Raw genomic sequence first — 14687 nt, forward strand, 5'->3', positions numbered from 1 at the left:
CCGGTTGCATTGCTTGCGCGCCATGTAGGGGCGCAAGGCCTGCGCGGCAAGCCCGCACCGCCTTCACGCCCGTCACAGCATTGGCGCGCTCAGTTCTCGAACGGCTCGCTTGCGGCAAGGGCTATGCCCATGAAGCTATCCGCCGTCAGGCTCGCCCCGCCCACCAACGCGCCGCCGACATCGGGGACAGCGAAGATCGCAGCGGCATTCTCGGGCTTAACCGAGCCGCCATAGATAATGCGCACGTCGCGCCCATGCTCCTCGCCGAACAGCTCGACCAAAAGCGCGCGGATCGCGCCGTGCATCTCGGCGATATCGTCGGTGGTGGCGGCATTGCCGGTGCCGATCGCCCAAATCGGCTCATAGGCGACCGTCAGCTTGTCGCCTATGTCGGCGGGCAGTTGGTCCGCTGGCGGGAGTGAGGCCTTGAGCTGCCTCTTCACGAAGGCGACCGCCTTGCCCGATTCGCGCGTCTCCGCGCTTTCGCCGCAGCACATGATGATCCGCAGGCCCGCGGCCAGCGCGGCTTCAGCCTTGGCGCGCACGCGGGCATCGCCTTCGCTATGTTCGGTGCGGCGTTCGGAATGGCCGAGGATCACGAACTTCGCGCCCGCATCAGCGATCATCGCCGCCGAGATATCGCCCGTATGCGCGCCGCCATCCATATGGTGGCAGTCCTGCGCGCCAACGCCGATCTGTTCGGCTTCGCGGTGGATCGGATGGATCAGCGTGTAAGGCGGCGCAAGCGCCACCTCGACCTTCATGTGACGCTGAGCCGCACGGTCGATCGCGCGCGCTTCGGACAGCATCGCGCGGGTACCGTGCATCTTCCAGTTTCCGACGATATAGGGTCGGCGGGTCATGACTTGTCCTGCACTTTATATAATTGAGAGGGATAGCCCTGGGCGGGTTATGATTCTGTGCTCGCTGTAGTGGCCCGGGTCCCGGTTCGCTAGCCGAGGAAGTCGGACTAGTCAAAACGCGCAGCCACCTGTTGCCGTGCGGTCGCAGGGCCTCTAAAGCGCCCGGGCAACGCGAGTGATCGCGGTGTGCGCTAAGGGCGCTCGCGTCCTGCCATCAGCCAGCCTCGGATGGGTCAATTACGCCATGTTTTCGTTTTTCCGCCGCTTTTTCCAGTCGAAGATCGGGCTGCCGATCTTTCTTGCGTTCCTTGGCCTGATGGCGCTGGCCTTCGTGGCGTCGGACCTCGGCAACACGAATTTCGGCGGCGTGACCAATACCGACCGCATGGCTGTGGTGGGCGGTGAAGCGATTCCGATTTCCGATCTTACCGTCTCGGCGAACAACGCGCTGGCGCAGGTTCGCCAGCGCAATCCGACGCTGACCATGCCCGAATTCATCGCTGAGGGTTCGCTTGACGAAGTGGTCAAGCAGATGATCGATCGTTTCGCCGTGGGCCAATATGGCAAGGACTATGGCCTGCGCGCGGGCGAAAACCTGGTGAACAGCGAGATTTTGCAGATTCAGGCCTTCCAGGGTCTCACCGGCCAGTTCGACCAGCAGGCCTATCTTGCCGCTATCGGCCAGCGCGGCCTTACTGACGCGACCTTCCGCCGTGACCTCGCGATTGATCTGATCGAACAGCAATTGCTGCGCTCGGCAGTGGCCTCGCCGCAGTTGCCTGAAAAGGTCGCGCGACAATATGCCGCGCTGGTGCTGGAAAAGCGCAAGGGCGAGATCGCTCTGATTCCGAGCGCCGCGTTCGCTCCCGCCGGAAACCCGTCCGAAAGCCAGCTGACCGCCTGGTATAACGACAACCGTGCCCAGTTCATCCGCCCCGAGCGGCGCACGCTGCGTTTCGCGGTGTTGGGTACGGACACGCTCAAGGTCAACGCCGCGCCCACCCAGGCCGAAATCGCCGAGCGGTTCAAGCGCGATGCCGCCAAGTATCAAGCGAGCGAGAGCCGCATCGTCTCCAGCTTTGTTGTGCCTACCGAGGACGCGGCCAAGGCGCTCGCCGCCCGCATCCGCGCCGGAGCCTCGCTTGAGGCGGTCGCGCGCGAGGCGAACTTCACCGCCTCACGCTCACCGGCGCGCACCCGCGAAGCCATGGCAAGCGCCACCAGCTTCGCCTTTGCTCAGGCCGCCTTCAAGGCAAGCGAGGGCGGCGTTGTCGATCCGGCACAGGGGACGCTCGGCTGGTATGTGGCGCGGGTCGACACAATCCAACGCGCGCCCGCCCGCACGCTGGCGCAGGTCACGCCTGAACTGACCGAACAGCTCACCACCGAAAAGCGCGCCGCCGCAATCGCCGATCTCACCTCGGAAATCGAAGCCGAAATCGATGGCGGCACGGCCCTGGCCGAAGTGGCCAAGGCCTATGGGCTGAAGGTCGAGACCACGCCGGCGCTGCTGGCGGATGGGCGCGCCTTCGGGCAGCCGCAGGTGCAGATCGTTCCGCAGCTCGCACCGCTGCTCAGCACTGCCTTCCAGATGGAAGAGAGCGAGCCGCAGCTGGCGCAGATCGAAGCCGAACAATTCGTGATCTTCGAAGTCGCCCGGGTCGATGAAGCTCGCGCCGCGCCGCTCGCCGAAGTGCGTGAAGGCGCAATCGCCGGGTGGAAGCGCAGTCAGGGTGCGGTCCTCGCCAAGCAGGCGGCTGACCGGATCATGGCCAAGGTGCGTGCCGGAACCCCGCTGGCCGCTGCGATGGCCGCCGAAAACAAGCCCGGTTTCGAGCGTGAAGCGATCAATCTGGAACGCCGCGAACTGCTCGCCAGCCAGCGCCAGCGGATTGCGCCGCCGTTGGTGCTGCTGTTCAGCATGGCCGAAGGAACGGTGAAATCGCTCGAAGGCCCGCGCGGGCTCGGCTGGTATGTCGTCGCGCTGGAGGACATCAGCACCCTGCCGCTCGACCAGGAACCCAACCTCGTCACCCAGACCCGCCAGCAGCTTGGCACGGCGCTGAGCGATGAATATCGCGCGCAGGCGGCGGCTGCTATGCGCAAGTCGCTGGGCGTGACCCGCAACGAGCCCGCCATCGCGGCGGTGCGCAAGCGGCTCTCGGGCGAACAGTAAGCGACTGGCGGGCTGGCTTCGTGACTGCACCCCTCTCCGGCGCTGCCACAGGCCTGCCCGAAAACGCCGCCGTAGCCGCAGCCATGCTGGCCGAGGGCCGCGCGGCGCTGGTGTGGCGGCGGATCATTGCCGACAGCGACACGCCCGTGGGCGCAGCGCGGCGGCTGATCGTGCCGGGGCGCGGCGATTTCCTGCTCGAATCGGTCGAAGGCGGCGAAGTGCGCGGGCGTTACAGCCTGCTGGGCCTCGACCCTGATCTGGTGTTCCGGGCCAAAGGCAACGCGGCCGAGATTAACCCCGACTGGCGCATTGACCGCGAGGCCTTCTCCCCCTGCCCCGGCGGTGCGCTGGCGGAACTGCGCGCGCTGGCGGCCACCTGCCGCATCGACCCGATGCCTGAAGGCCTGCCGCCCGCGCTTGCGTGCCTCGTCGGCTATCTGGGTTACGAGACCATCGGGCTGGTCGAGACCCTGCCCCGCGCCGCCGACAGCTCGCTCGATCTGCCCGACATGCTGTTCGTGCGGCCCACGGTCATTCTGGTGTTCGACGGCCTGACCAACGCGCTGTTCGCCATCGCCCCGATTTGGGAGGCGAGCGATCCCGCCGCCGCCGTCGAACGCGCGGGCGAGCGGATCGACGCGACCCTCAGCCAGCTCGGTCAGGCCATGCCTGCGGCCCCTGTCGATGCGGTGCCAGACAGCTTGCCCGATCTTGCCCCCGTCATCGCGCCGGACGACTACAAGGCGATGGCCCTGCGCGCGAAGGACTACATCCTCGCGGGCGACATCTTCCAAGTGGTGTTGGCCCAGCGCTTCACCTGCCCCTTCACTCTGCCCCCCTTGGCGCTCTACCGCGCGCTTCGGCGGGTGAACCCCTCGCCGTTCCTCTATTTCCTTGACCTTCCGGGCTTCGCGCTGGTGGGATCGAGCCCCGAAATCCTCGTCCGGGTGCGTCCGAACGACAAGGGCGAGAACGAAGTTACCATCCGCCCGATTGCCGGCACCCGCCCTCGCGGCGCGACGCGTGAGGAAGACCTCGCCAACGAAGCCAGCCTGCTCGCCGATCCCAAGGAGCGGGCCGAGCATCTGATGCTTCTCGATCTCGGGCGCAATGATGTCGGCCGGGTCGCGGCGGCGGGAACGGTGGAGGTCACCGACAGCTTCACGATCGAGCGTTACAGCCACGTCATGCACATCGTCAGCAATGTCATCGGCAATCTCGCGCCCGACAAAGACGCACTCGACGCGCTGTTTGCAGGCTTCCCGGCAGGCACCGTATCAGGCGCGCCCAAGATCCGCGCCTGCGAAATCATCGCTGAACTCGAGCCCGAAACGCGCGGAGCCTATGCGGGCGGCGTGGGCTATTTCGCCCCGGATGGCAGCCTTGATAGCTGCATCGTGCTTCGCACCGCCGTGGTGAAGGACGGGGTGATGCATGTGCAGGCGGGCGCGGGCATCGTCGCCGATTCCGATCCCGATTACGAACTCGCCGAATGCCGCGCCAAGTCCGGCGCGCTGATCGCCGCCGCGCGTGAGGCTGTGCGGGTCGCGGGCGAGCCGGGGTATGGCCAGTGACGCGCGCATCTCTGCTTACCGCCGGTCTGATCCTCGCCCTCTCCGCTTGTTCCGAGGCGCCGGCGGGTGATGCGGTGGTCACCGTCAACCTTGATGGGTCGCCGGTCAAGCGAGGCACTTCGCCCTCCCCCACGCCTAGCGTGGCTGCCGGACCGTCCGCTTGCCGCAGCGTGACTTTTGAAACCGTCGCGCTCACCCATTGCATTGCCGATCCCGCCACGCACGCGATCACCATGGCGAACCTGAGCGCAGACAAGCAGCCCTTCGGTTCGCTCTCTGCCTTCGCGGGGAGCGTCGATCCCGAACGTATCGCCTTCGCCGTCAATGGCGGGATGTACGGCGATGACCTCAAACCCATCGGCTACTACGTCCAGAACGGCGAGCGGCTGGGCGAGCTCAACCGCGCAAACGGCGACGGCAATTTCTACATGAAGCCCAACGGGGTGTTCTTCGGCACCGGCAACACATGGCGGGTGCTGGGGAGCAACACCTTCTTCGAGACGGTGGGCGACCGGCCGAATTTCGGCACGCAATCCGGCCCGCTGCTGTTGATTGATGGTAAGCTCCACCCGGAGATTCAGGCCGACGGCCCGTCAAAGGCGATCCGCAACGGCGTTGGCGTCGATGCTTCGGGCAAAGCGCATTTCGTGATTTCCGACGCGCCGGTCAGCTTCGGGCAATTGGCGCGCTTCTTCCGCGATGAGCTGAAGGTGTCGACCGCGCTCTACCTCGACGGGCAGGTGTCGAGCCTGTGGGACCCGGCGAGCGGGCGGCAGGATAAGGGCCGCGTGGGGCCAATCATCGTGGTGACCAAGCGCGAGAAGGCAGCCGCAGAATGATTCTCGTTATCGACAATTACGACAGCTTTACCTTCAACCTCGTCCATTACCTGATGGAGCTGGGGGCCGAGGTGCGCGTGGAACGCAACGACGCAATGACGGCCGGAGATGCCTTGCGCACCAATGCGGCAGGCTTCCTGATCTCGCCCGGTCCCTGCACGCCGACCGAGGCGGGCATCAGCCTCGATCTGGTCGCGGCCTGTGCCGATGCGGGCAAGCCGCTGATGGGGGTGTGTCTCGGCCATCAAGCAATCGGCCAGCATTTCGGCGGCACCGTGCAGCGCGGCGGGTTGATGCATGGCAAGACCTCACCGGTCACGCATGACGGGACGGGCGTGTTTGCCGGCCTGCCTTCGCCGTTCATCGCGACCCGGTACCACAGCCTTGAGGTGGTGAATGTGCCGCCCGAGTTGATCGCCAATGCTCACGCGGAAACGCCCGGCTCCGATCACCCGAGCGTGATGGGCTTCCGCCACGAAAGCCTCCCGATCCACTCGGTGCAATTCCACCCCGAAAGCATCGCCACCGAACATGGCCACGCGCTGCTGGCGAATTTCGTGCGGCTGTGCGGTCTGGAGCCGGTGATGCCTGCAAGGCTGACGGCATGAACACCCTCCCCGATGTCAACGCACCGCTCAGCGAGGCCGAGGCCGAAGCCGCCTTCGGCGTGCTGTTGGATGGCGCACCGTCCGAAAGCGAGATCGAAGCCTTCCTCGTCGCCCTGTCGGCGCGCGGGGAGACGGCGGACGAAATCGCGGGCGCAGCGCGGGCGCTCCGGGCACGCCTGATCCCGATCAACGCCCCCGAAGACGCAATCGACGTCTGCGGGACGGGGGGCGACGGGCATCACACCTTGAACGTCTCGACCGCCGTCAGCCTCGTGGTTGCCGCCTGCGGTGTGCCGGTCGCCAAGCACGGCAACCGTGCGGCGTCGTCGAAAGCGGGCGCGGCGGATACGCTGGAAGCGCTCGGCCTCGACATGGACGCCGCTGGGCGGACGGCGGAACGCACCCTCGCCGAAATCGGCATCTGCTTCCTGTTTGCCAAGAACCATCACCCCGCGATGGCGCGCATCCAGCCCATCCGCCTGAAAATCGGCAAGCGCACGATCTTCAACCTGATGGGCCCGCTGTCGAATCCCGCGAAGGTGACAAGCCAGCTGATCGGCATTGCTCGACCCGCCTATGTCCCGATCTATGCCGGCGCGATGGCGCGGCTCGGCACCGGCAAGTCGCTGATTGTCTCGGGCGACGAAGGCCTCGACGAATTGAGCCTCGCGGGCGGCAACGAGGTGGCAGTGGTCACCGGCAACGCCTTTACGATGGAGCGCTTGGATGCGAGCATCGCCGGATTGCCGCACGCCCCGATCGAAGCGATCCGCGGTGATGATGCGAAGCACAATGCGGCGGCATTGAAGGCGTTGCTGATGGGCACCCCCGGCCCCTATCGCGATGCTGTGCTGCTCAATGCAGCCGGTGCGCTGACGGTCGCGGGCCGCGGGAACGACTGGACGGAACGCGCAGCAATGGCGGGCGAGGCGCTGAATTCGGGCGCGGCGATGGGGCTGCTCGAACGCTGGATCGAAATGGCAAAGTAACCCCACCCGTTCGCCCTGAGCTTGTCGAAGGGCCGTACTTCCTCTTATCTGCCGCTCGAAGAAAAACGGTGCTTCGACAGGCTCAGCACGAACGGTAGTTTTTTAGGTGAACAAGCTCGAAGAAATCTGCGCCACCAAGCGCGAGGAAGTCGCGGCCCGCAAGCCGCAGGCGACCCTCGCCGCGCTCGAAGCCGCTGCCGCCGCGCAGACGGCCCCGCGCGGGTTCGAGGCTGCCCTGCGCGCGCGCGCTGCCGATGGCTACGCCCTGATCGCCGAGATCAAAAAGGCGAGCCCGTCCAAAGGCCTGATCCGCGCCGATTTCCACCCCGCCGCCCACGCCGCCGCCTATGAAGCAGGGGGTGCAGCGTGCCTATCGGTGCTGACCGACGCGCCCTATTTCCAGGGGCACGAGGATTACCTCATCGCCGCCCGCGCCGCCTGCGCACTGCCGGTGCTGCGCAAGGATTTCATGGTCGACCCGTGGCAATGTCTTGAAGCCCGAAGCATCGGGGCCGACGCGATCCTGATCATCGTCGCCGCGCTGGAGGACAGCGTTATGGCCGAAATCGAGAGTGCGGCGCGCGATCACGGCATGGACGTGCTGGTCGAAGTCCATGACGAGGCCGAGCTGGAGCGCGCCGCGCGTGTGCTCAAATCGCGCCTGATCGGGGTCAACAACCGCGACCTCAAGACTTTCACCACCAGCCTCGCCGTCACCGAACGCCTCGCCCCGCTCGCGCCGGAAGGCACGCTGCTGGTGGGCGAAAGCGGGATCAACACCCATGCCGACATCGCCCGGCTGGAAGCCGCAGGCGTGCGCACCTTCTTGGTCGGCGAAAGCCTGATGCGCGCTGACGATATTGCGAGTGCCACCACCGCGCTGCTGAGCGGGCTGGCCTGATCAAAGCGCTGACTGTCCTACTTGGTGAAAATCGGGCAAGGCTTCAGCCATGACACACCCGCCCCAACCCCTTAGCCAAGTCCACGACCGTGCCTGCGCCTGGCCGGGTTTTTCGCTTCTGGACGGTGTCTCACGTGTCTCCAACACGGTGGTTCGGCAAGCTTGTGGGGCTTCAAGATGAACGATAGCGGTGCGCGACTCACTCACCTTAGCGAAGACGGCGCGGCCCGCATGGTCGATGTCGGCGGCAAGCCCGCCACCGCGCGGCGGGCTGTGGCGTCGGGCCGGATCACCATGTCCGAGCAGGCGCTTGCCGCGATCCGGGCGGGCAACGCGCCCAAGGGCGATGTGCTCGGCACCGCACGCATCGCCGGGATCATGGCAGCCAAGCGCACTGGCGATCTCATCCCCCTGTGCCACCCGCTCGGGCTTGAAGCGGTAAGCGTGGACTTCGAATATGAGGAAGGCGCCATCCGCGCCACCGCCACCGCCTCGCTGACCGGGCGTACCGGCGTAGAAATGGAAGCGATGACAGCGACTTCTGTAGCACTCCTCACAATCTATGACATGGCCAAGGCCATCGACAAGGGCATGGTCATCTCCGACATCCGCCTGATCGCCAAGTCCGGTGGCAAGTCGGGCGACTGGAACGCGCCACTTTGACCGACCTGCTGGGCCTCGAACAAGCGCAAGCCCGTCTGCTGGCGCTGGCCCCGCTGCTGCCGCTGGAGTCGATCCCAACCGAGGCGGCGCTTGGCCGCATCATCGCCGAGGATATCCGCGCGGCCCGCACCCAGCCTGCTGCCGACCTGTCGGCGATGGACGGCTATGCGCTCACCCCCGATGAAGGTCCGTGGACGCTTGTCGGGGAGAGCCGTGCCGGTGCACCCTTCCCCGGCACGCTTACCCCAGGCGAATGCGTGCGGATCTCAACCGGTGCGATCGTGCCCCAAGGCGCGGACCGGGTGTTGCTTCAGGAAGACGCGGTGCGAGACGAAAGCACCGTCACCGCCACCGAACTGCCTCCGCCCGGCCGCCACATCCGCCTGGCCGGGTTCGACTTTCGCAGCGGCGACCTGCTCCTGACCCGTGGCACCCGCATCACCGCGGGCCGGATGGCGCTGGCGCTGGCCGCTGGGCATGGGCAAGTCACGGTCACCCGCCCCGTCCGCGTCGCAGTGATGGACAGCGGGGACGAGCTGGCGAGCGACCCGGCCCACTGCCTCCCCCACCAGATCCCCGCCAGCAATGCCGCGATGATCGCGGCCCTGATCGCGCCATTGGGCTGCGAGGTCGTCCGGATCGGTCCCGTCCCCGATGACCGCGCGGCGCTCGCCGCGGCGCTGGCACAGGCCGAAGCGTCCGACATCCTCATCACCTCGGGCGGCGCGTCGGTCGGCGATCATGACCTCATTAAGCCTGCACTGACCGATTGGGGCGCGCAGATCGCGTTCTGGAAGATCGCGATCAAGCCGGGCAAGCCGCTGCTGGTCGCCACGCGCGGCTCGCAAGTGGTGCTGGGGCTTCCGGGCAATCCGGTGTCGAGCTTCGTCACCGCGCTCCTGTTTGCCCTGCCGCTGATCCGCGCGAGCCAGGGCGATCCCGATCCGCTGCCCAAGCCTGAGACGCTGCGCGCGGGCGAGGATCTGCCTGCGGTCGGTCCTAGGCGCGAGTTCCTGCGCGCGGTGCGTAATGGCGACCATGTGCGACTGGCCGGATCGCAGGATTCCTCCGCACTGTCCGCATTGGCCGAGGCCGATTGCTTGATTGACCGCCCAGCGCATTCTCCTGCCCTGCACGCAGGCGAGCCCGTTCCGGTGTTCAAGCTCCAAAATGGCTGAAATGCGCGGATTTGGCGCAAGGCGCGCTTGACACCTGACATTGAGTTGCCTAATTGTTCCTTGTTCGTTCACCTTAATGGCGGATCGAACGTGCATGCAACGCACCACGCGCTGACCGGCGCGGGTGCCTCTTGGAGCACAAGTGGGACTGGCGCTTGGCCGATGGGTCGGGCGTGAATGCGACCAAGGGAGATTTGATCCATGCTGACGGCCAAGCAGCACGAGTTGATCCGTTTCATCCAGCAGCGGCTGGAGGAGACCGGGATCTCGCCGAGTTTCGAGGAAATGAAGGAAGCGCTCGAACTGAAGAGCAAGTCGGGCGTGCACCGGCTGATTTCCGCACTGGAAGAACGCGGCTTCCTGCGCCGCCTGCCCAACCGGGCGCGTGCGCTGGAAGTGATCCGCCAGCCTGAAGATGCGACTCCTACCCGTGCCGCTGTGTCCGCGGGTGACAACGTGGTGCCAATGGTTCCGCCCGCCCCGCGCGTTGCGGAAGCGGTCGCCGCGAACGATGTGATCGAACTCCCGCTGCATGGCCGGATCGCGGCTGGCGCCCCGATAGAGGCGCTGGAAGGCCAGACCACCTTGCCGGTACCGGCTGCACTGCTTGGGCCGGGTGAGCACTATGCGCTCGAAGTGTCGGGCGACTCGATGGTCGAGGCCGGAATCTTCGATGGCGATTTCGCGCTGGTGCGGCGGACAAACACCGCACGTGACGGGGAGATCGTGGTTGCGCTGGTGCGCGGCGAGGAAGCGACGCTCAAGTACTTGCGGCGCGAAGGGAGTCAGGTGCGGCTTGATCCGGCCAATGCGGCCTATGATCCGCAATTCTACCGCCCTGACGAAGTCGAAGTGCAGGGCAAGCTGGCAGGTTTGCTGCGGCGCTATCACTGAGGCGCTGGCGCTGTTTGCGGATGCAGAGCGTGTTTTCGGTCGTGATTACCCCGCGATTGCAAACGCTTAGAGAAATGTAAGGCCGCGTCACGGGATCCCTTGAGGCGGCCTTGCTGGTTCCAGCCCCCCGTCAGGCTGCGTTTGGCCCACGTTAGGCCCGCCTGGGTCCGGACTCGTTGCGGCTGCCGGGAGGGCGCGGCGGGGGCGATCTTCCTTAATCCGCCACCAGCCATGCGAACCTTGCCCCGCCGCGACCGTCGTCACGGTCTGACTGGCGAGATTGATCGACAGTCCCCCGCTCCGCCGCAGATAGCGCCGATCCGCCTTGAGCCAGCGCGGACGGCAGGAGCGGGGGAGAAACCGCTCCGATATAACCACATCCGCCTCGGCGCAGGCCGCGGCCAAGGCGCGCTCCTCGACCTGCTCACGCCCGCGCCCCAGCAAGAGCACCCAGTCCCGCCCGCCGCGGTCCAAGATCAGCGTGCAGAACGCCGAAGTGCAACGCGCGCCCTCCCAGTCCGCCAGCGGCAAAGGCTCAGCCGCAACGCCGGCAAGCTCCATCAGATTGTCGAGGGTGTAGGACGAACGGCTGTCGTGCAAAGACAGCAGCTGCGGCGATCCATCAGGACCGGGGACAGTGATGCCCACCTGCTGCCCGTCACCTGCCACCAATAGATCGGGGATCGGGGTCAGCGCCACCAGCACGCTCGCCAGCATTACTGGGACCAACCCCGCAAGCCGAACCGACCCGCTCCAGAGCCCGAGCCATAGCCCGCCCGCCGCAAACAATCCGACCGCAAAGCCGCTGATCTGCGGCATCAGCGTGACCGCCCCCGCCTGCCCCGCCGTAACATGGGCAATGGCGAGCAACAGCGCGAGCGAGCGCCCGACCAGCCACCACGCCGGGCCGCCCAAGCCGATCAGATCGAATAACAAACCCAGCGCAATCAACGGCATGGAGACGAAGGTGACCAACGGAATCGCAACCACATTGGCGACCGCGCCGTACAATCCGGCCCGATGGAAATGGAACAGCACGATCGGCATCAGTGCCAATTCGATCACCACCCCGGTCACGAACAGCATCACAACTTGACGCCCTAGCCGCACAAACCAAGCCTCCTCGCGTGGGGCAAGAAAGGCGCGGACCGGCGCGCTGTTCGACAGGGCGATGATCGCCAGCACTGCGGCAAAGCTCATCTGGAAGCTCGGGCCAATCGCGCTCTCGGGCCAGAGCAGCAGCACGAAGCCCGCCCCCACCGCCACCATCCGCAGCGAGAGTGCCTCCCTGCCCAGCGCCAGCGCACCCAGCACCAGCAGCGCGGCAATGCAGCTGCGCACCGTGGGCACCTCCGCGCCGGTCAGCAGCGTATAACCGATCCCGGCCAGCGCGCCGACCCCCGCCGCGACTACCGGCAGCCGCACCCGCAAGGCCAGCGCCGGCCACAGCGCCAGCAGGCGTAGCGCGGCGAAATAGGCCGCCGCGATCACCGCGCTGACGTGCAGCCCGCTGATCGACAGCAGGTGGGTGAGGCCCGAATCGCGCATCGCTACCTCGTCAGCCTCGGCGATCCCCCCGCGGTCACCGCTGGCAAAGGCCGCTGCGATGGCCCCCGGCGAACCCTCAACCCGCGCGCGGACATAGGTCGAAAGCCACCGCTGCACATTGGCTATCCCGCCGTCTTCAGGCGCGGGTCGAATCAGCGTCAACGGGCCAACCATAGTGCCGGTCGCCGCCAAGCCCTTGAACCACGCCGCTCGCGCAAAGTCATAGCTCCCGGGCAGCATCGGGCTCGCTGGCGGCATCAACCGGGCGCGCAGGCGCACCACCGCGCCCTCGGTGAGGCCAGCGGGCACCCCGGCCTCGCCAAGGGCTGCCAGCGGCACGTTGACTCTGACCTTGCGCGCCGCTCCGGTCTCAGCGCCTTCCACTGGCAGCCGCACCGCCAAGGTCAACCGCAACCTGTCATCGGCTGGCTGATCCTCGCGCGCCAGCACATGGCCTTCGAGCAAGGTGACAACCGGAGCGAGGATCGGCGGCGCCCCTACAATCGCCGAGCGGGCCCACACGGTCGCAATCCCGCCTGCGAACACCAGCCCGCACACGACCAGCGCGAGGCGCAGATTAGCGCGGGCCTCATCAGCGCCACTCCCGGTCGGCCATACCGTCAGCGCGCCCAGCGCGATCCCGACGCCGCCCGCCATCGCCGCGATCCAGTGCCACCCCTGAGGCAGCACAAACCATGTGATAATCCCGAGCGCGAACACCACCGCCAGCCACGGCGCGCGGTCGAAACCGGCCTCGCCCAAAAAGCGCTCGGCCCTGTCCAGTAGCCGCCCGCCGAGGCCTCGGGTGCTGGACATTCGGCGCATGGTTTGCCAAGGGCGCGGCGTCGGTTCTCCGGGGCTACTCAGGCCGCCCGGGTTCTCCCCCATCGGAATGATCGGCACATCGCGCATCGGCTTGTCCCCCCGACAGGCCCGGCATGCGCCCAAGCCGTTCAAATTGAACAGGAAGTCGAAGCCAATGGCAAGCGAAAGCAGCACCCCCCTCGCAAGCGCGCCGGGCGAAGTCGTGACCCGCTTCGCCCCCTCGCCCACCGGGTTCCTGCACATCGGCGGCGCGCGCACCGCGCTGTTCAACTGGCTCTATGCCCGCCACCACGGCGGCCGCACGCTGCTACGGATCGAGGATACCGACGCCAAGCGTTCCACCCAGGTGGCGATTGACGCGATCATCGAAGGGCTCGATTGGCTCGGGCTCGATTACGATGCGCCGCCGGTGTTCCAGTCAGACCGGGCCGAGCGCCATGCCGAAGTCGCGTGGCAATTGCTGAAAGCAGGCCACGCTTACAAGTGCTTCGCCACCCCCGAAGAGCTTGAAGCGATGCGCAACGACCAGCGCATGAACAAGCAACCCCTGCGTTATGACGGGCGTTGGCGCGACCGCGACCCTTCGGAGGCGCCGGAGGGCGCGCCCTTCACGATCCGTCTCAAGACCCCGACCGAGGGCGACGTCACCATCCACGACCAGGTGCAAGGCGCGGTGACGGTGAGGAACGAGGAAATCGACGATTACATCATCCTGCGCGCGGACGGGACGCCGACCTATATGCTCGCGGTGGTGGTCGACGATCACGACATGGGCGTGACCCACGTCATCCGCGGCGATGATCACCTCAACAATGCCTTCCGCCAGCTACCGATCAACCGCGCGATGAACGCGATCGAGAGCAATTGGCCCGATCCGGTCTATGCTCACATTCCGCTGATCCACGGATCGGACGGGGCAAAGCTGTCCAAGCGCCACGGTGCGCTTGGCGTTGAGGCCTATCGCGACGAATTCGGCATCCTGCCCGAAGCGCTGTTCAATTACCTGCTGCGGCTTGGCTGGGGCCACGGCGACCGCGAGGAAATCACCCGCGATGAGGCCGTCGAACTGTTCGACCTGGCCGGCGTTGGCAAGAGCCCGTCGCGCTTCGACATGAAGAAGCTCGAAAACCTGAACGGCCATTACCTGCGCGAGGCCGAGGATGCGCGCCTTGCCGCATTGGTTGCCGCGCGGATTGGCGAGACGGCCGACGAAGACCTGCTCGCCCGCGCCATGCCAGTGCTCAAAGTGCGCGCAAAGAACCTCAATGAAGTGGTTGAAGGCGCAACATTTCTGTTCGCCAAGCGTCCGCTCGCCATGACCGAGAAGGCCGCTGCTTTGCTCGAAGGCGATGCGCCCGCGATCCTACGCAAGATTCACGACCATTTGGCTGCGCAAAACGACTGGACAAGCGAGGCGCTCGAAGCCACTACGAAGGCGCTCGCCGAGGAGCAGGGATTGGGACTTGGCAAGCTGGCGCAGCCGATGCGAGCGGCGCTGACCGGGACGACCACTTCACCCGGTATCTTTGACGTACTGGTCCTCTTGGGCCGGGACGAAGCTCTCGCTCGGCTCGACGCACAGGCTGCGTAGCCGCGCCGCTGCGGGGGCAGAAAACTTGGACAGGAGAA

At 66.3% G+C, this 14687-nt stretch carries 12 protein-coding genes; 10 read left to right on the forward strand and 2 right to left on the reverse strand.

Features of this window, described 5'->3' with window-relative positions; translation table 11 throughout:
- Positions 1-89: 89 nt before the first annotated feature.
- Positions 90-863, reverse strand: coding sequence for a triose-phosphate isomerase (gene tpiA / locus GRI59_RS09955; RefSeq protein ID WP_160761021.1), 774 nt, complete (start codon positions 861-863; stop codon positions 90-92).
- A gap of 244 nt (positions 864-1107) precedes the next feature.
- Between tpiA and GRI59_RS09960 the strand changes: the two genes are divergently transcribed.
- The 9 genes from GRI59_RS09960 to lexA all read left to right on the forward strand — a co-directional run bounded on the left by GRI59_RS09960 (position 1108) and on the right by lexA (position 10685).
- Positions 1108-3039, forward strand: coding sequence for a SurA N-terminal domain-containing protein (locus tag GRI59_RS09960; protein WP_160761022.1), 1932 nt, complete (start codon positions 1108-1110; stop codon positions 3037-3039).
- Between the two features lie 83 nt (positions 3040-3122).
- Positions 3123-4613 carry an anthranilate synthase component I family protein gene (locus tag GRI59_RS09965; protein ID WP_160761616.1) on the forward strand — a complete coding sequence of 497 codons (1491 nt, stop codon included), beginning with the start codon at positions 3123-3125 and terminating at the stop codon, positions 4611-4613.
- Positions 4614-4783: 170 nt separating this feature from the next.
- Positions 4784-5452, forward strand: coding sequence for a phosphodiester glycosidase family protein (locus GRI59_RS09970; protein ID WP_337190257.1), 669 nt, complete (start codon positions 4784-4786; stop codon positions 5450-5452).
- Positions 5449-6060: an anthranilate synthase component II gene (locus GRI59_RS09975; protein ID WP_160761024.1), complete on the forward strand. Its 612-nt coding sequence runs from the start codon at positions 5449-5451 to the stop codon at positions 6058-6060. The genes GRI59_RS09970 and GRI59_RS09975 overlap by 4 nt, the downstream gene beginning before the upstream one ends.
- Complete coding sequence (gene trpD / locus GRI59_RS09980) at positions 6057-7049, forward strand: anthranilate phosphoribosyltransferase (RefSeq protein WP_160761025.1); 993 nt, start codon at positions 6057-6059, stop codon at positions 7047-7049. Before GRI59_RS09975 ends, trpD begins: the two co-directional genes overlap by 4 nt.
- Before the next feature lie 106 nt (positions 7050-7155).
- Positions 7156-7950, forward strand: a complete 795-nt coding sequence (gene trpC, locus GRI59_RS09985; protein WP_160761026.1) for an indole-3-glycerol phosphate synthase TrpC — start codon at positions 7156-7158, stop codon at positions 7948-7950.
- A 177-nt stretch (positions 7951-8127) separates the two neighbouring features.
- A complete protein-coding gene (moaC, locus tag GRI59_RS09990; protein ID WP_160761027.1) occupies positions 8128-8613 on the forward strand; it encodes a cyclic pyranopterin monophosphate synthase MoaC in 486 nt (161 codons plus the stop codon).
- Entirely contained in the window at positions 8610-9791 is a 1182-nt protein-coding gene (locus GRI59_RS09995; RefSeq protein ID WP_160761028.1) for a molybdopterin molybdotransferase MoeA, read from the forward strand. The genes moaC and GRI59_RS09995 overlap by 4 nt, the downstream gene beginning before the upstream one ends.
- 201 nt (positions 9792-9992) lie before the next feature.
- Positions 9993-10685, forward strand: coding sequence for a transcriptional repressor LexA (lexA, locus tag GRI59_RS10000; protein ID WP_160761029.1), 693 nt, complete (start codon positions 9993-9995; stop codon positions 10683-10685).
- Between the two features lie 87 nt (positions 10686-10772).
- Here the strand turns inward: lexA and GRI59_RS10005 are convergent, their stop codons facing one another.
- Positions 10773-13049: a ComEC/Rec2 family competence protein gene (locus tag GRI59_RS10005; protein WP_237440767.1), complete on the reverse strand. Its 2277-nt coding sequence runs from the start codon at positions 13047-13049 to the stop codon at positions 10773-10775.
- Positions 13050-13212: 163 nt separating this feature from the next.
- Here GRI59_RS10005 and gltX point away from each other — a divergent pair, with 163 nt between their 5' ends.
- The gene (gene gltX, locus GRI59_RS10010) at positions 13213-14649 is read left to right on the forward strand and encodes a glutamate--tRNA ligase (RefSeq protein ID WP_160761030.1); all 1437 of its coding nucleotides are present in this window, start codon (positions 13213-13215) and stop codon (positions 14647-14649) included.
- The last annotated feature ends 38 nt before the right edge of the window (positions 14650-14687 follow it).

This window comes from Erythrobacter ramosus, assembly GCF_009828055.1.
Lineage (GTDB): Bacteria > Pseudomonadota > Alphaproteobacteria > Sphingomonadales > Sphingomonadaceae > Erythrobacter > Erythrobacter ramosus.